Origin of the sequence: Rubneribacter badeniensis (assembly GCF_002899695.1) — a bacterium.
Classification (GTDB): Bacteria; Actinomycetota; Coriobacteriia; order Coriobacteriales; family Eggerthellaceae; genus Rubneribacter; species Rubneribacter badeniensis.
Genome location: NZ_PPEL01000017.1, coordinates 1 through 18,533 on the forward strand (window position 1 = coordinate 1; position 18,533 = coordinate 18,533).

The window sequence follows — 18,533 nt, forward strand, 5'->3', positions numbered from 1 at the left end:
TGGTACCGGGAGGGGAGGCTGAAGGCGTTCGACGAGGGAGGGCGCAAGGTGTACGATACGATAGCCGGCCGCAGGAGGCGGCTGGGGCTGGCCGCCTAGGCCGTCCGGAAAAACGTCCGCACCCCCCAACTGAAGCCGCAACCGAAGCCAAAGCCAAACCGTGATCACGAAAAGAGAAACAGCAGCGGCGTGAGAAAACCACCAAGACCATAGTCTACGATATGGGGGGACACGGGTGGATGTCGTGCTCGGCGAGAGAAACGGCAAAGTCAGTCTTGCGGCAAATTGGAACACCACTCCCTCCATCAAGCGAGTGCAAAAGGATACCTTCCGGCAATACCCGAATCCTACGCAAGACTGCAATGCAGATTCGGATGGAAGGATCCGGGTTTGCATTGCAGTCTTGCACTTTCTAGTTTTGTCGAACCTCATAAAAAGGGTCGGGGCTCAAGCTGAGTAAACCTCTCACGGCAATGCTGCATGAACCACCACTCGAACAATCTTAAGCGTCCAAAGATGAACCCAGCGTACGTCAGCCCCGTTGCATGTCGGCATTCTTTTCAGCCTTCGCAGTTCGAGGCAATCCGACAAGATGCCCGCAATGGCGATGCCCCGATCCTCGAGTCTCGCAGCATCGAGCCCGTCGAGGTTCCGAAGAGGGCTGCGGCACCCCGCATCACAGCCCCGCGTCGAAATAGTCCCTGTCGAGCCCTTTTATCTCGTAGCGGCGGCGAACGGAGACGCCCACGTCGTGCGCGATCATCAGCTGGGCGAGCTCCCCTCCGTCCACGAGGACGAGCGACACCGCGTGCTGCTTCTCGGCGTACTCGCGCGCCTTGGACGAGAACGACGCCGTGGTGATGAACAGCCCCTTGCTCGCCCCCGCCCCCGTGAGCGCCCCCACGAACGCCCGGAGCTCGGGGCGGCCGACGCTCCTATCGACGGCCCACCTCTTCGCCTGAACGTAGATGCTGCTGAACCCGAGCTTGTCCTCGCGGACGACGCCGTCGATCCCCTCGTCGTCGGTCCGCTTCGTCGTCGTGCCCGATCCCGCCTTCGCGTCCCCGTAGCCCATCGCCAGCAGCAGGTCGACCACGAGCCTCTCGAAAAACTCCGGGGTCTGCTGGACCACCGCGTCGAGGAGCTCGCTCGCGAGCGCCGCGTTGATGCTGCCGAAGGACGCCTCCAAGGCGTCTTCGGGGGCCACCCCGCCGTCCGCGTCCGCAGCACCGCCCTTCAGGGGCTCCCGGCTTGCCGCATCGCCCTTCCTGCCGCCCCTGCTCAAGAACTCCCGGAACTCGGGATAGCGGAGGAGCATCTGCCTGTCGATCTTCCCGACGCCCTCCGCCAGCAAAGAGCGCCCTCGCTCCGTGATGCGAAACGAACCCCGTTTGGGGGACGCTATCAAACCCGCCTGCTTGAGGTACGTGCACGCCCATTGCGCGTTGTTGGCGTAGCGCGCGAAGCCGCTCGGGATCTGCTCCGCGCGCTCGTCCTCCCCCAAGGCGAAGTGCAAGGCGACGTGCTCCCTGATCTGCTTGCTCGTCAGAGGCTCGAAATCCCTCTCGTCGCCAAGCCGCTTCAACACGGGAAGCATCATCTCGTCATATTTGGGAACCGCCATGCCGCACTCCTCGAAATCGCCGACAGCGATCATTATCGCACGTTTCTCGAAGCACGGCCAACTTCTACCCCCTCCTCGCAACCGAGCCGAACGCCTCCCTCACAACCACGTCAAGAGTTGCGCTGACGGCGTCGAAGTCTCCCGCGAGATCCAGCGTGCGGCATCCGAGCCGGTACCCGTTGTCCGTCCAGCGCTCCCACATGTCCGCTTCGCCGGTACCGGCATGCACCAGCAAGCCGAAAGCATGCTTGACATCGCCCACATACGATGCGTAATAACAGGTCGGGCACGCACGATCGGCAGCAAGGTGCCTCTTGCCAAAGCTCATGGAGATCCCCCCCCCCACGTAGCACTTCGCATCGATGACGAGGGTCCTCCCTCCATGCGAGAGGGACACGTCCGTGAGCATGCGGGTGGGGGAGGCGAACGGCGGAGCCGCCTTGTCGGCGCAAACCCTCCGCAACAACGCCCCCAGCTGGGGAAAGCGCCTTCGATAGCGCTGCCCACTCCATCGCTCCACCCCACCGCCACCGAACACAAGCAGCAGTCCATCGCGCGACATGGAATCGCCCATTCGCGCGCAAAAGGGCGCCCTCTGCCCAAGCAGATGGCGCCCCGCAAAACAACGGCCTGCGCAAGAAGCGAAGATCGACCGTTCGACCCGGGCGCAGCAAGCCCGTTGCCCTATGAGCCCAACTTCGAGCCGTCTATCGCAACCGCTTCCCCTCCCGCTTTGCCGCAATTAATCGGAAGGGACATCGCACCATGCTCGCAACTACTCGGCCTGGCTCGATTCGCCGCCTCCCTCCACATTGGAGAACCCGCCGATTCCCCTGTTCACCAGCAGAAGCTTTCCCAAGACGTAATAAGCAGCAAAAGAGAATACACAGGTGGCAACCGTAGCATTGCAGTACCTGAAGATCGGCTGGGGAATGCACATAAAGGGATCGAAGATCAACAGGTAGAGCACGATCGAAGCGACGAACACGCCAATCGCAACCCAATTGAAACCACCCCAGAAATAATACTTCGAGCTGCTCGAGTTGTTGTACGCATCACGGAGGGAAATATGCTGCTTCCTGAAGATGTAGTAATCGACAAGATGCATCATGGCGATGGGAGCGCACGTCATGCTGGAAATGCCAAGGATGATGTAGAAACGAGCGTACAGCGGCTCTGCCCAGATCATGCCGATAAACGCAATGATCGTAATCAAGCCGGTCACCTTGCCCCAAGACAGCTTGACGAAGCTCTTCACCTGCTTGACCCCGATGCCCAAGTTGTAGAGCATGACAGAGCAAGCGGTGATATCGGCCCCGATCACCAAAACCAAGGCGACCGTGCCGAGAGCCAGCCCGCCCATCGGAATCATCCATGCCGTCGGATCGGAATCGCCGATCAGCAAGGCCGCGGCAACACCCATCACGGTTCCCAACGTAGCTGCGAACACCAATCCGATAACGTTGGGCCAGAACGCCGCTCGAGTAGTCTTGCACAACTTCGCCACGCCACCCATGTTGGGCCACCACGAAAAACCGGCGCCCATGCTCAACTCGAATGCGATGAGGAAGTTCATCCATTCATCTTCGAACGGCGCAAGCGGCTGCGCGCTCAAAACGGTGTCCCAGCCGTAATTTCCGGTAATGGCAACAACGAGAAAAATGAGGATGATGACGAACACGGGGGCGACGATGGTGTTCAGCTTCTTGATGAGCCCCGGTCCCTTCCAGGCAGCGAACCAGCACACCGCACCCGCAACAAGCGACAGAACGATCACCGGAACGCCCGTGGTGATGTCGATCCCCGTAAAGCCCAGCACGATATGGCCCACGGCTTTCGCCACCATCATGCAAAGGATGATGAGCCAGGCGATGACGAAAACCGACATAAGGATCAGAAAGACTTTCGTGCCCTTACCGCCCAACACGCCCCGAACGCCTGTGTAGGCGTCGACGCCGTACTTGGTGTTGAGCACTTGAGTGGTAAGCGACATGAGCAGTACCGCTACGATGTTGCCCGCAATGGAAGCGACCAGCGCGGTTTGCACACCGACGTACAGCGCGAGCGATCCACCGGTGATGAAGCACCATGCCGCACAAGCAAAACCCGTGATGACAACCGTATAGTCTTTGAAAGCATACGGACGCTCGTCTTTGAGAACCGGCATCGACTCGCTCTGAGCCTCGCTGTTGATATCTTCGTTTGCCATAGCACACCTCCCTAGAAATACCTGACCGCATACCAGATCACGGGCAGCACGCCGAACACCGCAAGCATGGCGACAACAAGCCAGCAGTCGCCCCTGCTCAACCCCTGCACAAGATCGCCAGCGCGCTCTTGTCGTTCGACCTCCGAAATGCGTTCGAAGAGCTCGCCTTCGTGCTCTTCGTCAAAGTTCGTCTTACCGCTCAGTTCCAACTTGACCTCATCGATGTCGCTCATCGATTCCCTCCTTACGAAGTCGCAAGACGTTCTCCAGCCCCTTTGGAAACCCGGTCTCATTTCTTGCCGAGAAGACGATTACGATTGTCTCTGTCACACGCACGCAAACAGCCGGCATGTCGCTTCGGCCTCTCAACGAACGTGGCGTGAGCTCAACGTTCATCCGAAGAACTCACGCCACACGAATGCTCTGACCGGGAAGCCGCTCGGCAACCCAAGACAAAACTTGAAGGTATCGAGCAAAATATGTTTGCGAAGCCTCTTCGTTTAGGCGCTGGGCTCTTGCTGGGTGATGCAGTGAATATTGCCCCCGCCATACACGACCTGGCGAGAATCGACGCCGATGCACCGATACACTCCCGCACCCCACGTCTCGTCATAGATCTTCTGAAGCGTTTCGACCGCCAGAGCATCGTTTTTGTCGCCGTATTGGGGAACGATGCAGCCATGATTAGTCACGAGGTAGTTCATGTACGAAGCGATCTGGGGCTCGTCTTGCGCGGTGCGCGGGTTCACAAGGTCGATCGAGTTCGCCTCCTCCTCCGACATGAAGCACGGCTTTTCAGGCATGGGGAGCTTGTGCACCTTGAGCTTGCGGCCCTTGGCGTCCGTCGCGTTGGACAACGTCTCGTAGATCTCATGGCACTGGCGGTAGAAGGGATAGTCGGGATCGTCGGTCCAAATGCAAGCCACCACGCCCGGCGCGATGAACGTAGCGCAGTCGTCGATATGCCCATTGGTCACCTCAGGGTCTATCCCCTCCTTGACCCAGATGACCTTCTCGACGCCCAGGTACTTCTTAAGTTCCTCGGTCATGTACGCGCGCAGCTCCTCGCTAAACGGAGCATACTTGCGCGCATAGTGCGGCCAGTCCCCAGCATCCGGCTCATCGGCAATCAGCGCCGACGCGGTGCGGCCGGCAGACAGCAAGCAAGAATCGGTGACGATGACGGTTCCCTCGCCGTCAACGGTGATGGAGCCACCCTCGAGGATCACGTGGTCGGGACGGTACGTGCGCACGCCAACGTAGTCAGCCATCTTCCGCGCAATCTCGGCGTCCTTGTCCCAAGGGAAGTACAGGCCGTCGACCAACCCGCCGTACGCGTTGAAATTCCAGTCCGTCGCAGCCTTGCCGCCCTTGCCGTCCACAAGGAACGTCGCCCCCGTATCGCGGAACCACGCATCGTTGATGCTCATCTCCATCACGGTAACGCGCTCGTTGTCCTTGAACACTGACTGGCAGTTCGCATAATCTTCCTCATTGCAGCACATGACAACGGGAGTGAATCGAGAGATGGCGTTCGCAATGCCCGCGTAGGTGCGCTGGGCGGGCACGGCGCCGAAGGCAAACGTATCGGGCCGATTGGGCCAGCCCATATACACGCGATCCTGAGGGGCGAACTCAGCAGGCATGTAGAATCCATCTGCTTGAGGCGTGGATTCCGATTCGGTGATTTGACGCATTTCGAAGCCTCCAAACGAAATCGAAGGAATAGAAGAACCCCAAACGGCTCTTTCGACGCACAATGAGAAGGGCGCTCCGAAACGAACCGGAAGCCGATCAGGGCGCCCTCCGGGCACATTAGAAATCGTAGTTATGGAGACGAGGAGTGAGCAGATCTTCGACCTTGCCCTGATAGTAGTGCTCAAGCGCCGGACTCGTATTGCGACGCAACGGCCAGAGGATGTACACGAGAATGCCGCGCTGCGCATACAGACGGTTCTCGCCGAGAGGCAGCAGGGCAGATTGCGGGCCGTCCCACACCGCGTCGGTCATCTCCCAGTTGCGGTTGCCGGGCAGGTAGTGCAGCACCCAGGCGGTCTTCGGAGCATGGGCCATAAGCTCTTCGTTGATCTGGTACTTCGGATAGAACACCTGGAAGGCCTCTTCTTCGCTCACGCCGAACTTGTGATAGTTCACGACGCCGGTGTAGAAGAAATCGGTTTCCGAAGCGTATTGCAGCGGATCGTCGGTGCAGATGATCTCGCCATTGCCATCCTCGGCAGCCTGAGCACGGCACTTGGCAAGCATCTCGTCGCTCGGCCAGTACTTCTTCGGAGCAGCGCAAATGACGCGGATGCCCAAGCGCGGGAACAAGGACAGGTGATCCATGAACACGCAGTCGAACCCGTCGGCGCCATCGCCCAGCCACATGAACGTCAGATCGGAGAGCTGCTTGTCCTTCGGCTTGCGCTCGATCATGGTGATCAGGTCGGCTATGACCTGGGTGGGATGATGCTGTTCCTGACTGCCGAAACCGTCTGAGCGGAATTCGGCGCAGCTCATGCCGCTGATGACCGGCACGGTCGACGCAGCGACGAACTCGTCGATGACCTGCTGGCTCAGACTGCGAATCATGACGGCGTCCGCCATGCTGGAGATGATGGCGGCGGTCTCATGGATGGTCTCCTGGCCAGTGCCGGCATGCAACGACTTGCCGTCGAGGAACATCGCATGGCCGCCAAGCTGCTCCATGGCGGTCTCGAAGCTGACGCGCGTGCGGGTGGACTGCTGGTCGAACATCATTGCGAGTGAAACGTTCTTAAGAAGCGGGAGGCGAACGCCCTTCTCCTCCATCTCCTTAAGCAACAGACATACGTCAAGCAGCTCGTTGATCTGATCGACGCTCCAATCACTCAGGCGGTTCATGTCCATGTAGTGCTCGTGCTTCATGACAATCACTCCTTCGAGTTTGCGGCAAACCCCGCACCTCCGAATCCCGCCTTTCGGGATTCCTTGTGCGAGATTATGCAAACCGAAGGGGATAACCCTCAATCACCCCCTCGCGCCATCTTCCAGATAGGGTACCTTGGCATGATTGCGTACAGACGACGCGTTTTCGATGTTTTGGGACGAGGCGAAGCGCATGGCGCAGCCACCGTGCAACCATCGAACGAAGGAGCGAGGCGAACGGGAGCGCGTCGGCAGCCGGCATCAACGCAATGCCGCAGAATCGCTCGGATCCGCATCGCAAAGCGGGCAGACGCGCATTCACCGCACGTCTGCCCGTTTCCGTGGGCACATGTCCGTGGGCACATGCCGAATGCGCTCCTTGAGCGCTACGCGGCTTCGACTTTCCTGCAACAGCCGCTACGCAGCATGCCGACGCAAGGAGGCGCGCTCAAAGAGCATGCTACCGACCTGATCCAAGGTTTCCTCTTTGAAAGAGCACCCCCCCCCCTTCCCCGAGGCGCCGCCCTCGCGTGCCGCAGCGGCATCGGCATGGCTCAGCGCCGCGAAGAGCCGTTGCACATTCGATACGCCGACCTTACGGTAGATGTTCGCCACATGCCGCTTCAAGGTATTCGTGCTGATGCAGAGTTTTCCGGCAATCTCAGCACGCGACAAACCGTGCATGAGCAAGCACGTCACTTCCCACTCGCGCGGCGTGAGCGAAAACCGCTCCGCAATGGGGTCAACGCTTGCGTCCATCATGAAACGGTTCACTCCGTTGGGATAGGTCAGGTGAAACCGATTGCACAAGTGCTGATTCACGTCGTCCAAGATGCCCACCTCAGCGTCCGTGAAGTCACCGTGGGATTTCGAACGCATAAGCGAGATGGTCCCATACAGAATGTCATCCGAGGCAATGCACACCGTCACGGTATAGAAGACGCCCATACGGCTTTCCCACTCGCGATGGATGCGCGATCGCTCGATCACTTCCGGATACACGAGGTCTGTTGCTCGAAAGACCATCGGCTGCCTTTGGTTGTAACACCATGAGAGAAAGTCGATCGTATGGTAGTAGTCGGCATACTGAGCCAGCATTTCTTCATCAGTGTCTTCGCTTTGGTAATTGAAGATCGATTTGAACCGATTCGATCGATCGTTGAGGTTGGTGAACGATCGGTCGAAAGGAACGATCTCGCGAAGCCCACGACAGCAGTCCACGAGAAGGTTCTCTATGGGCAAGCTATAGACGCCGAGGATCAAATCGCTTTTCTTTGATCGCTTGATTTCCGGTTCTTCTTGCATCGGCAACCACCACCTATGATCACAGCGCCCTCTTCGATGCCTTTTTGTCGACGCATGGACCAAATCGCCCGCGCCCATGAGTCGAAACGAAGCAGAACATGATGCCGCCAATCTGCATGCAGAACGGTCGCTATTGCCCTATTGTACAGCAAGCGCACCATGCTTCCTTGAGAATATTCGAGACGAAGCGCATCGTCTCGAAGCCATCGGCCGCTTGTGAATCCCAATCATATCTGCGAGGACGGACGCTTGAGGGAAGCCGACCGCCAATAGCGGCATCATCATGGGAGGCACGCGCTCGACCATGATGGATCGAAAGGCGTTTGCGGTCTATCTGCGACTCCTGCGCCCCGAGTCGATCTCGGCAAGGCCTTCCTCGACCGCCGAAAGGGCGATCCGCTCCGGAAGTCGCAGACGCACCGCATGAAGCCCCGACGTCAACGCGCTCCGACCGCGCACCGCCAACCGCCGCTCGAAGCCCCTTGGCCTCCCCTACACGCGCGCGTGGGCGCCGCGGGTTCGGTAGGTGCGCTTCGCCTCGGCGAAGAGGTCGTAATGCTCGACGCGGTGCGCGTCGCTTGCGATGTAGCTGTAGAGGTTCTCGTCGAACAGCCGCTTCGCCGGACGCTTCTCCTTGCCCAAACGGCCACCGGCCACGAAGTCAGCCGAAGCTTGCAGCTTGCAGCCCATCCGCACGAGATCGCGCGCAAGTCCGACGTCCTCCTGGATGGCCCGGTAGCGCTCGGGATGCGCGATGATCACCGTGTACCCTTTGCCTTGCAGCTCGAAGATCGTGCGCTCGTACACCTCGAAGTCGTGCTTGTGGCAACGGCTGGAAAGCTCGAGCAAAAACTCGTTCGTGCCGTCGAAATGCAATCTATCGGCCCATTCCATGCCCAGCTCCATGAGCTTGGCATGGTTGACCTCCCACCCCATGGTAAGCGGAAACCCGCCGGCATGCGCACGCAGCAGATCGAACGCCTCGAGCATGGCCTCGTAGTCGAAGTAGGGGTCGCGCACATGCGGCGTGCACACGATGGACGTGATGCCCACACGCTTGGCCGCCTCGAGCATCGCAAGCGATGCCTCGAGGTCGGGGGCGCCGTCGTCCACGCCGGGCAGGATATGGCAGTGCAGGTCGCGCACTATCGCCTCGCTCCTCGCTGGGACATGCCGCCGTACGGCGTCTGCGAACGCGCAGAAGGCTCGGGCGAACCACCGCGCCCGCCACGAGAACCGGAAGCCATTGCAGCCGCCGGAACGCCCGAACCGCCCGCAGCGCTTTCGGGTTTCACCCGCTCACCCGAGTTCGTGTAGTACGCATAGTAGTACTCGGAACCCGAACCCTCCACGAACGTGGCGCACACGCCGATGACGTTGGCGTTCGCCTTCTGAAGCTGCTCGTAGGCCCCAGTAAGCTCGGCGCGCTTCGTCAGATTGGGCCGCACCACCATGACTGTCGCGTCCACGAGCGTGGACAGGATGGCCGCGTCGACGAACGTGCCCACAGGCGGCATGTCGAAGATCACGTAGTCGTAGCGCTCCTCGAGCGTGCGCACAAGGCGTCCGAACCGCTTCGAGGAGATAAGATCGGCTGGATTGGGGATGTTCGGCTCGGTGTCGAGGAAGTGCAGGTTCGGCGTCGCAGTGCCGGTGACGGCCACATTGAGCGGCGCCGCATCCGTGAGCACGGCGTACAGGCCGGCAGATGGCCTCACACCCAGCATGGTCGCCAAGCTGCGACGGCGCATGTCGGCCTCCACGAGCAGCACCTGCTTGCCCGACGTGGCGATGGCCTGGGCCAGGTTCACCGACACGGTGGACTTGCCCTCGTTGGGCACCGAGCTCGTGATGACGATGGACTTGATGGGGTCGTCCACCGACATGAAGCGGATGTTCGCGAACAGCGTCTTCGCGGCGTTCTGGATCTCAAGCTGGTTCGACGATTGCTTTTTCTTCTTGGCCATGGCTCTTCCCTCCTAACCCTTGATGGTGGGGATACGGCCGATGACCGGCAATCCCAGCAGCTCTTCGGCTTCCTCGGCGCTGCGCACGCGCGTGTTCACCATGTCGATGACCACCACGATGGCAACGGCCAAGAAGATGCCCGCCAGAAACGCCACGGCGGTGTACATGGCCCGGGGCGGCCCGGAGGGCGCGGCGGGCTCCTTCGCCTCGTTGATGGCGTTGATGGCCTGCACGTCCATGACCTCCTGCGCCACGCTGTCGGTGGTGGCGGCCAGCTGGTTGGCGATGATGGCCACGGACTGAGCGGACTCGCCGGTCACAGTGAGCGTGACGATGCGCGTGGTGGACTCGCTGGCCACGGAGATCTTGTAGCCCTTGAGCGAATCCATTTGAAGGGCGCTCGCCGTGTCCTCCGCGACGCGCTCGTCGGTGATGAGGGTGGCCACGTCGTTGGCAAGCTGCTGGCTGGCCGAGAGGTCCGTGCTCGCAAGGGAGCCTTCAGCACTTGCCTTGGTCAGCACGTACATCGAGACGCTTGACGAATACTGGTTCGGCAGCGCGAGCCACGCGAAGGCGGCCGTCGCCACGGCGCACACGATGGGCAGCGCCACGACGAGCGCCAGGTGCTTGCGTATGAGCTTGATGAGTTCGAGCAGGGTCATGAATGTCCTTTGCGCATGTCGAATCGGTCACTTGGGTGGAGATTCGGGTCGGCTACGCCGAATCCGCTTCCGCACCGGGAGACTCCCCCTCTGTCGAGGCCTCGTTGGAAGCGGCCGCTTCGCCCCCGGCAGCGTTGGGATCCTCGCCGGCGTCAACGCGCTCCATCATGGCCGCCCAACCGGAGGGGTCGACCACGACGTAGCTCACGCCATCGAGCGTCGTCGTGGACGACGGCGCGAGCGCCGAGTAGAAGGTCGCCGACGTGGACTGGAATTGCTGTGCCAGGTCGATGATATCCGTCAAACCGTAGTCGGTGCTCACGCAGCTTGCCAACTGCTGGACGGTTCCGGGAAGGTCGATCGGCGAGGAGTCGAGCACTTTCTTGACGATGGCTTCCGCGAGGATGCGCTGATTGTCGGCGCGCTGGAAGTCGCCTCGGATGTAGCCGTAGCGCTCGCGGGCGAACGCAAGCGCCTGCTCGCCGTTGAGCAGCTGCTCGCCGGCCTCGATGCGCACACCCGAGTTGCTCGAACCCGTCTCGTCGTTGGTGACGGGCACGTCCACCCACACGCCTCCCAGCATGTCGACGAGCGTTTCAAGCTCTTCGAAATGGATTTCAGCATAATGGCTGATGGGAACCCCGGCGAACGACGAGACCGCCTCGACGGCGCCCGCCGCGCCCCCATAGGCGTACGCCGCGTTGATCTTCTGGCGGCCATGCCCTTCGATTTCGACCATGGTATCGCGGGGAATGGACACCATGGTGATGAGGCCGTCGCTCGGATCGACCCTCGTGAGGATGATGACGTCGGAGCGCGACGCCGTGTCGCCCTCGCGCGCGTCCGAGCCGAGCACGAGCACGTAGTAGGGTTGCTCGCCTCTCTCGTCATCGACAACCACCGGCTCGAGAACGGACTTCAGGCTTTCGATCGTCTCCTTGTCGTCGAACGACAGCGCCTGGTTGATGGAATTGAAGTACAGCGCAGCGGCCCCTCCAACCACGCCGAACACGCAAACGATCACCGCAAGGACGATGAGCAGCGCCTTGCGGCCCGAATGCTTCTTGCGCTTCTTGCGAACGCGGATGATGTCCTGGGACTTGGCGAGATCGGGGCCCACGGGCCGGTAAGCGGACGCTCCCGCTGCGCGCGCTTGGCCGGATGCGGGCGCGCGATGAGCGCCGGAAGGAGTTTGCCGGCGGCGCGCGTCAGCGCCGTGCGAAGCGGCGGCGCGATTCACCCGAACAGGCTGCTCGCCAGCCTTACCGGGCTCGTTGTGGGGACGATCCTGCATGCAAACGCTCTCCTGAACGCGCCGTGGGCGCGAAGACGTCTCGTATTCTGTCAGAATAGCAAAAGCCATCATACGCACTCCCCAACGATTTGGCAACAAGACGGCATTTGAGCACCCCCCCCCCCCTTACGACATTTTCTCCATGAGGGCAGGTCAGGAAATCCCCGCTTCGCTGTTCCGATGCGAAAAAATTCCACCGTATCGGCAAGTTGGTCGAGCAGATGAAGGGGAGGAACCTCCACCACATCCGCAGAAAGGCGATCCATAGGGAACCTTCGCAGACGCATCGGGAGGACGAAGCGAAAGCCTGTTTCCGCGCCCACAAGAGGGCGCCACGCCGAAAGCGACTGCGGGGACGGGAGCTTCCCGCTGCGCCCGCAAGAAAGCGGTTCGCAACAAGAAGGGGCTGCGCAGTCGCGGAGGGAGGGGGCTCCACTTCGTCTGCAGCGAGGTCATCCGCGAAGAAAGGGGTCGCTCAGGCACAAGACCGTGCAAGTGCAAGAAAAGGCGCGCGGCGAAAGGAACCGAGCCGGAAAGAGCCCTCGCGCCCTAAGAACCTCGTGATAGAATTCTTCGAACCATATGCCACCCACCTTTCGAGCCGCGCGAGAGCGGCCCGCATCGACAAGGAGCGACCATGATCAAAGAACTCGTGAAGGACGAAGCCCTCCTCTCGAAGCCCTGCGAGGCGGCCACCGCCGACGACGTCGACGTGGCGCAGGATCTGCTCGACACGCTGGCGTCCCTCGAAGACGCGGCGTGTTTGGCCGCCAACCAGATCGGCGTGACGAAGAGCATCGTCGCCTACCTCGACGAGAACGACGAGGCGCACGTGATGTACAACCCCGTCCTCAAGCTCGCCCTCGGCGCGTTCAAGACGACCGAAGGGTGCCTCACGCGCGACGAGGAGTCGAAGGTGACCCGCTTCGACCGCATCAAAGTGGCCTACGACGAACTGGCAGACGGCGCGCTCAAGCCGCGCAAGCGCGATTTCACCGGCTGGACGGCGCAGATCGTCCAGCACATGATCGACCACTGCAAAGGCAAGCTGGTGTAGCGAGGCGGCCTGAGGCAAGCGGAGGCGACAGTAAGCCGAAAAAGGACTCGAAGGGACGAAGGAGGTCGACCGATGGACGCATCGCACAACGGTGCGCACGGCGCGTACGACACGCGAAACGGGCGCTGGCAGCGCGCGCTGGCCGCAAAAAACGCCTCGAGGCCCCTGCCGATGCCTGCATCCGGCCGATCCCGCGCGGGCATCGGGCCGAACAAGGCGGCGGGCCGCAAGGGCGGCATGCGTCGCCAAGGCTCGAAACGAGGATAGACGTGCGAGAAGAACCGGTGCACACGACAAACGACCGACAATCCGAGGCGCAAACAGACACGCTGGCCCCGTCCGACGACCCGGTTTTCCGCGAGGAGCAGCTGCACCTTTCAGACACCTACGCGAAGCTGCAGGAGATCGGGCGCGAACTCGTGCGAAAGATGGAGCGCACGCGCGCGGCAGCAGCTGCGGACAAGCGATCCATGTCCGAGGAGCTTGCGCCCAACTTCGCCACGTACGCCGACGCGATGGAGACGTACGCGGACTTCGCCGCCATGAACCGCGTGATCGACGCTTACAACCTCGCGCAGGACGCCGATGCGGAGAGGCTTGCGAACGTCGAGCTTTTGCTCAAGCAGCCTTACTTCGCGAAGGTGGCCCTCCAGTTCAAGCCCGGTCAGAAGCCCAAAGAGCTCTACATCGGCACGGCGGGCATCGCAGACGAGGCGTACCACCGCCTCGTCGTGGACTGGCGCTCCCCTGTCGCGGAGGTGTACTACAACCAGGACACCGGCCCCACGTCGTACGTGGCCGACGGGCGCACCATCGACGTGGACCTCAAGCTGCGCCGCCAGTTCGACATCGACGAGGACCGCCTGAACGCCTACTTCGACACCACCGTGGCCATCCAGGACTCGCTTCTGCTCGCGTCGCTCTCGAAGCGCCGCACGGCGCAGATGCAGGCCATCACAGCAACTATCCAGAAGGAGCAGAACCAGGTCGTGCGCCATGAGGACGTGCCCGTGCTTTTGGTGAGCGGCATCGCGGGCAGCGGCAAGACGTCCGTGCTGCTGCAGCGCATCGCGTATTTGTTCTACCAGATGCGCGGCAGCCTCGACGCGCGCGAGGTCTTCCTCATCACGCCGAACCCCGTGTTCCGCGACTACATCGCCGGCGTGCTGCCCGACCTCGGCGAGCGCAATCCGGAAAGCCTCACCTGGAACGAGTTCGCACGCGGCCTCCTGCCGCCCGACCGCGGCGTCGGCGAGGCGAACGTACCGCTCGCGGCGCTCGCGCGCATCGACGCGGCCGTGAGGGACTTCGAGTTCGACGCGTTCGACTTCCGCGACATCCGCGTGCGCGACGTACGCCTCGTCTCGGCCGATTCCATCCGCAAGCTCTCCGACAAGCTGCGCCGCATCCCCGCCGGACCGCATCGCGTCACGCTCATGCGCGAAGAGCTGCACGCGCGCCTGGAGGCCCGGCTTGCGCAGATGGCCGGGGCCGACGAGACGCTCGACGCGCTTTCCACCCTCAGCCTGGACGAGCAGCTGCGCATCTTCCACGAGGCCATCGCGCCGGCCGACGAGCAGGAGGAGCGCGCGCTTGCGCTGCGCTACCTGCGCGATCGGTACGCCGACGCGTTCGCCGCCGTGGACAACGACGACTGGCTGCGCATCGACCGCGTCGGCATGCGCCTGCTCAACGCGGACGGCCTTTCGCCCCTCGAGTGGCTCTACCTGAAGATGGCGCTCACGGGCCTTGGCAACCCGGATGCGAAGTACGTGATGATCGACGAGGTGCAGGACTACACCGCCGCCCAGCTGGCCGTGCTCGCGCGCTACTTCCGGCGCGCGCATTTCCTGTTGCTCGGCGATCCGAACCAGGCCATCGCGCCGGGCACGGCCACGTTCGACGAGGTGCGCGCCGTGTTCGAGGCTGCGCGCGGGCCGGTGGAGGAATGCCGTCTCATGACGAGCTACCGCTCGACGCCCGAGATCACCGAGCTGTTCGCAAGCCTGCTCGGCGAGGACGAGCGCGCGAACATCTCAGCCGTCCAGCGGGCTGACGAGCCGCCAGCCATCGTTTCCTGCCCCGACGAGGCGGCCTATGCTGCCGCGCTGCGCGAAGCCGTGGCCGCAGCGCGCGATGACGAGGGCCTTTCCGCCGTCATCGCCCCCTGGAAGCACGAGGCGAAGCGCCTGCAGAAGCTGCTCGGCGACGACGCGCCCCCGCTCGCGGACGACACGGCGTCGCTTCCCGCGCAAGGCGTCGTGCTCATCACGCTCAAGCTGGCGAAGGGCCTCGAGTTCGACCGGGTCATCGTGCCGGACGCGTCCGAGCGCGTCTTCCCCGCCGACGACCCGCTCTCGCGCCGGCGCCTCTACACCACGCTCTCGCGCGCCACCCGCTCCCTCGTCGTCCTCGCGCACGGCGAGTTGACGCCGCTTTTGCGCAAAGGCTGAAGACGGAGAGGGGACACCGGCGAAAGCCCGGCCTCTTCGGCGCGATCGGGGTCGCCTACGCCCGCAGAATCTCCTCCATCTGCGCAGCAAGGCAATCGCGCGCTTCCCGAGAGTACTCCGGGCAGACGTACGGCCCGTCCGCGCTCCGACCGTGGAACGAGGTCATGCCGATGCCCCTTCCCCGTTCGGTGGGGATGCGCCGACGGAAATCCCCGCCTTCGAGAACCTGGTATCCCGCCCGCACCAGATGCGCGTTCAGATCGGCGGCGCTCACCCCTTCCAGCAGCTCGGCGAGCCGCGCGTCTTTTCTCCACTCTTCCAAGCACGCCGTGATCTTCATCGGACGATCATCCGAAACGACGGAGACGGCTTCGCGACGATCGCCGGCAACCGACTCCTTCGCACGCCTCGCGTCCTCGGCAATGCACACGGCCGAAGCCTCGCCCTTCTCGAAAACCCCCTGCTGCACCCTGATGTACTCCTCGATGGTCGGGGGCTCGAAGGAACTGGCTACGAGCTCGCCCGCACCAACGCTGCGCGCCTTTTGGCGCAATGCGTCGGTCTCCCAGAACGTGCTGCCATCCGACGGAATGCGCAGGAACACGAACGACGACGATGCCCCTATCCGGCTCGGGAAGCACGTCCAATCGTCCCGACCCGTCCTCAGCCCTTCGACGCCTCGAGGCAAAGACCCGTCGCGAATGGGACCCAACCACGCGAGCGTCGCATGGCAGACGTCCCGCACCACGACGTTTTTGGTGTCGTCCGCAAGTATCTGGGAGCAGTCGATACGCCCCTTCTTCCTTTTAAAGCGGTGATTGCACCCATCGACCTCGATGGCCATCACCACCCGACCGGTCGCAGCCTCGAAGACCACGAAATCGAAATGCGCCTCGGACGGGCACTCGTATCCGCCCCCGCAGCAGTCGCTCAACCGGACGCGGCCTCCTTCAAGCAGCACCCGGTCGAACGTCACCCGTTTCGCAACCGCCAACCCGGGAAGGCGCATCGCCTTCAACGCCTTCTCGACGCATCGCTCAGGGGCGTAATCCCCGTCCTTTCTCTTCGGACGCTGCTCGAAGGGGATGTCGTCGAACACCGACGCGATGGCCGTTCGGCAGAATCCGAAGGTCCGGTCGGCCCGCTGGCGCTCGGCATCCTCCCCTGAAAGCCCGTCAATCGTTCGGCGCGTGTACTCTACGAGCTTGCGCACGAACATCTCCTGGTTTTCCGGATCGTCCTCGCGCTTCGCCGGCTTCTTGACATACGCCTGCCGTCCGGCAAGCCATTCTTGGGTGTCCCCGTCGAGGATTTTCGCGGACAGGATCACCCGCAGCTCCTCTTTCGCACGAGACGCCGCCACGTTCACCAGCCGTCGGCCCTGCGACCACGGCCATTCCCAATTGCCGTCCTCGACTGGAAGAAGGTACACGACGTCGAACTCCCGCCCTTGCGATTTGTGGACGGTCAGCGCGTACACCCGCTCGGGCTCGACCGCTTCGCGCCCTTCTTCCTCGTCTGTCTCCAGCTCGATCTCGCCTTCGGCGACAACGTCTTTGAGCAGCTGGCGGATGAACGCCCCCAGCAGGTAGATCTGCCCCCTGAACGGCGAGAGGATGCAGATGGATTTCCCGTCAGCCGCAAGGCTGCGCAGCCGCTTGCCCTCCTCTTCCCGAAGAATCGCCAACTGCTTTCGGTTCACGCAGGTCGCGCGCAGCTTCTTGTTGGGCTCCTCCTCCGGGGGAGCCGTCGGCGGCCAGACGCTCTCGCGATAGTCGCCCTCGTACCAGCATATCCTGATGGGACACGGGACGCCATCTCCCTGCACGGGCGTCTTGACCTGCAGCTTGCGGTCGTACACCGCCTCGTTGCAGAATCCGATGATGGCCGGATGACACCGGTAATGCTCGGTGAGCATCGTGCGCAACTCGGGATTCCTCTCGCTGAAAACCTCGTAGCACGACGAGAGGAAACTGTGCCCCTCGCGCGCCATGTCGTAAGGCGATGCGCGCTTTCCTTTCTTGAACAGCTTGAGGTCGTCGGAGACGCTCTTCACGGCGGCTCGGTAGTCGTCGCTGACCACAGGAGGAAGCTGCTCCTCGTCGCCGACGATCACGATCCTGCGCGCGCAACTCAGAGCGACCATTCCCACGACGAGGTTGGTCTGAGACGCCTCGTCCATAACCAGCAGGTCGTAGCGCTTGGCATCGCCGTCGGCGAAGCACTTTTTCAAAGAATGCACCGTGCTCGTGACGAACGGGAACTTGGCTGTGAAGGAATCGAACTCCTTGTTCAGCTCCCAACCCGCAACGGCCTCGCCGTTGGGAAACACATGCTCTCCCGACTCGAACGCCAGGTGCGCGCCGGTCAGCGGATCGACGGCCCTTTCCCGATTGCCTTTGCTGCCGAGGGCGACGTGCTTGCAGGCAGCCTGGTAGGCAAGGTCGGCTTCGAACAGCTCGCGCGCTTCGGCAGGGCTTTTGCGCCCGTAACGCGCGAGCGCCTTCCCCACTTTCTCCTCGACGTTTCGCACCGCCGCGGAGTTCGTCGACACGACGGCCACCCGCTCGCCGCGCGCCACCGCCATCGCGACGATGCGCAAGATGACCTCGGTCTTGCCCGTGCCCGGCGGCCCTTTGATGATGGACAGCGGGAAATGGAGCGCCTTGTGCATGGCGATGCGCTGGTTGCCGTTGAGAGGGTACGCGCTTTGCGGGAACAAGCGCTCGACCAGCTCCCTTTCGGCGCGCGTCTGCCGCGAATCGAGGGCCGGAGGGTGAAAGACGCCAGCGATGTCGGCTCCGAGGTACGCGTCGAGAAGCGGCGAATAGCGATCCGATCGACTTCGATCCAGATCGTCGTTGATGCAGTTGCGAAAGTACCAAAGCAGGGAGTAGAACGCCTGGCCATCCCGGTAACAGTCGCGCCCGGGCGTCGCATCCGGACCGGCCTCGCCGGCTATCCTCGCGGCCTCTTCGAAGTACGCAAGAAGCCTTTTGCGCGCTTTTCCGTGTTTCTTCCCCATTCGCCCTCTTCTCCAAATTCGAAAAGTCG

The 18,533-nt window shown here is 62.3% G+C and carries 14 protein-coding genes; 2 read left to right on the forward strand and 12 right to left on the reverse strand.

The window, feature by feature from the left end; translation table 11 throughout:
* Positions 1-676 precede the first annotated feature (676 nt).
* From C2L80_RS04670 to C2L80_RS04720, 11 genes are all read right to left on the reverse strand, one after another.
* On the reverse strand, positions 677-1,624 hold the full coding sequence (locus C2L80_RS04670) for a restriction endonuclease (protein ID WP_087198714.1): 948 nt from the start codon (positions 1,622-1,624) through the stop codon (positions 677-679).
* 64 nt (positions 1,625-1,688) lie between these two features.
* Positions 1,689-2,186: an McrC family protein gene (locus tag C2L80_RS04675; RefSeq protein ID WP_129589894.1), complete on the reverse strand. Its 498-nt coding sequence runs from the start codon at positions 2,184-2,186 to the stop codon at positions 1,689-1,691.
* 213 nt (positions 2,187-2,399) lie between these two features.
* Positions 2,400-3,833: a purine-cytosine permease family protein gene (locus C2L80_RS04680; RefSeq protein ID WP_103262763.1), complete on the reverse strand. Its 1,434-nt coding sequence runs from the start codon at positions 3,831-3,833 to the stop codon at positions 2,400-2,402.
* 11 nt (positions 3,834-3,844) lie between these two features.
* Positions 3,845-4,066: a hypothetical protein gene (locus C2L80_RS04685; protein WP_087198274.1), complete on the reverse strand. Its 222-nt coding sequence runs from the start codon at positions 4,064-4,066 to the stop codon at positions 3,845-3,847.
* Between the two features lie 267 nt (positions 4,067-4,333).
* The gene (locus C2L80_RS04690; protein WP_239938708.1) at positions 4,334-5,479 is read right to left on the reverse strand and encodes an agmatine deiminase family protein; all 1,146 of its coding nucleotides are present in this window, start codon (positions 5,477-5,479) and stop codon (positions 4,334-4,336) included.
* A gap of 169 nt (positions 5,480-5,648) precedes the next feature.
* The gene (locus tag C2L80_RS04695; protein WP_087198278.1) at positions 5,649-6,740 is read right to left on the reverse strand and encodes an ornithine carbamoyltransferase; all 1,092 of its coding nucleotides are present in this window, start codon (positions 6,738-6,740) and stop codon (positions 5,649-5,651) included.
* 417 nt (positions 6,741-7,157) lie between these two features.
* A complete protein-coding gene (locus C2L80_RS04700) occupies positions 7,158-8,045 on the reverse strand; it encodes a helix-turn-helix transcriptional regulator (RefSeq protein ID WP_157941013.1) in 888 nt (295 codons plus the stop codon).
* 492 nt (positions 8,046-8,537) lie between these two features.
* Positions 8,538-9,191 carry a tyrosine-protein phosphatase gene (locus C2L80_RS04705; protein WP_087198282.1) on the reverse strand — a complete coding sequence of 218 codons (654 nt, stop codon included), beginning with the start codon at positions 9,189-9,191 and terminating at the stop codon, positions 8,538-8,540.
* The gene (locus C2L80_RS04710) at positions 9,191-10,012 is read right to left on the reverse strand and encodes a CpsD/CapB family tyrosine-protein kinase (RefSeq protein ID WP_103262766.1); all 822 of its coding nucleotides are present in this window, start codon (positions 10,010-10,012) and stop codon (positions 9,191-9,193) included. Before C2L80_RS04710 ends, C2L80_RS04705 begins: the two co-directional genes overlap by 1 nt.
* Before the next feature lie 12 nt (positions 10,013-10,024).
* A complete protein-coding gene (locus C2L80_RS04715; RefSeq protein ID WP_087198286.1) occupies positions 10,025-10,675 on the reverse strand; it encodes a YveK family protein in 651 nt (216 codons plus the stop codon).
* 52 nt (positions 10,676-10,727) lie between these two features.
* Positions 10,728-11,969, reverse strand: a complete 1,242-nt coding sequence (locus C2L80_RS04720) for an LCP family protein (RefSeq protein WP_103262767.1) — start codon at positions 11,967-11,969, stop codon at positions 10,728-10,730.
* Positions 11,970-12,606: 637 nt separating this feature from the next.
* Between C2L80_RS04720 and C2L80_RS04725 the strand changes: the two genes are divergently transcribed.
* Positions 12,607-13,026: a peptide deformylase gene (locus C2L80_RS04725; protein WP_087198290.1), complete on the forward strand. Its 420-nt coding sequence runs from the start codon at positions 12,607-12,609 to the stop codon at positions 13,024-13,026.
* A 269-nt stretch (positions 13,027-13,295) separates the two neighbouring features.
* Positions 13,296-15,479 (forward strand): HelD family protein, encoded by a 2,184-nt coding sequence (locus C2L80_RS04735; RefSeq protein WP_420820258.1) that lies wholly within the window; start codon positions 13,296-13,298, stop codon positions 15,477-15,479.
* Between the two features lie 55 nt (positions 15,480-15,534).
* On the opposite strand, the gene C2L80_RS04740 is transcribed toward C2L80_RS04735, so the two are convergent.
* On the reverse strand, positions 15,535-18,504 hold the full coding sequence (locus C2L80_RS04740; protein WP_103262769.1) for a DEAD/DEAH box helicase: 2,970 nt from the start codon (positions 18,502-18,504) through the stop codon (positions 15,535-15,537).
* Positions 18,505-18,533 lie beyond the last annotated feature (29 nt).

Bases quoted from the DNA above. Each gene is read 5' to 3' on its own strand.
- C2L80_RS04670 (WP_087198714.1), bottom strand. From the start codon at position 1,624: ATGGCGGTTCCCAAATATGACGAGATGATGCTTCCCGTGTTGAAGCGG.
- C2L80_RS04675 (WP_129589894.1), bottom strand. From the start codon at position 2,186: ATGTCGCGCGATGGACTGCTGCTTGTGTTCGGTGGCGGTGGGGTGGAG.
- C2L80_RS04680 (WP_103262763.1), bottom strand. From the start codon at position 3,833: ATGGCAAACGAAGATATCAACAGCGAGGCTCAGAGCGAGTCGATGCCG.
- C2L80_RS04685 (WP_087198274.1), bottom strand. From the start codon at position 4,066: ATGAGCGACATCGATGAGGTCAAGTTGGAACTGAGCGGTAAGACGAAC.
- C2L80_RS04690 (WP_239938708.1), bottom strand. From the start codon at position 5,479: ATGCCTGCTGAGTTCGCCCCTCAGGATCGCGTGTATATGGGCTGGCCC.
- C2L80_RS04695 (WP_087198278.1), bottom strand. From the start codon at position 6,740: ATGAAGCACGAGCACTACATGGACATGAACCGCCTGAGTGATTGGAGC.
- C2L80_RS04700 (WP_157941013.1), bottom strand. From the start codon at position 8,045: ATGCAAGAAGAACCGGAAATCAAGCGATCAAAGAAAAGCGATTTGATC.
- C2L80_RS04710 (WP_103262766.1), bottom strand. From the start codon at position 10,012: ATGGCCAAGAAGAAAAAGCAATCGTCGAACCAGCTTGAGATCCAGAAC.
- C2L80_RS04715 (WP_087198286.1), bottom strand. From the start codon at position 10,675: ATGACCCTGCTCGAACTCATCAAGCTCATACGCAAGCACCTGGCGCTC.
- C2L80_RS04720 (WP_103262767.1), bottom strand. From the start codon at position 11,969: ATGCAGGATCGTCCCCACAACGAGCCCGGTAAGGCTGGCGAGCAGCCT.
- C2L80_RS04725 (WP_087198290.1), top strand. From the start codon at position 12,607: ATGATCAAAGAACTCGTGAAGGACGAAGCCCTCCTCTCGAAGCCCTGC.
- C2L80_RS04740 (WP_103262769.1), bottom strand. From the start codon at position 18,504: ATGGGGAAGAAACACGGAAAAGCGCGCAAAAGGCTTCTTGCGTACTTC.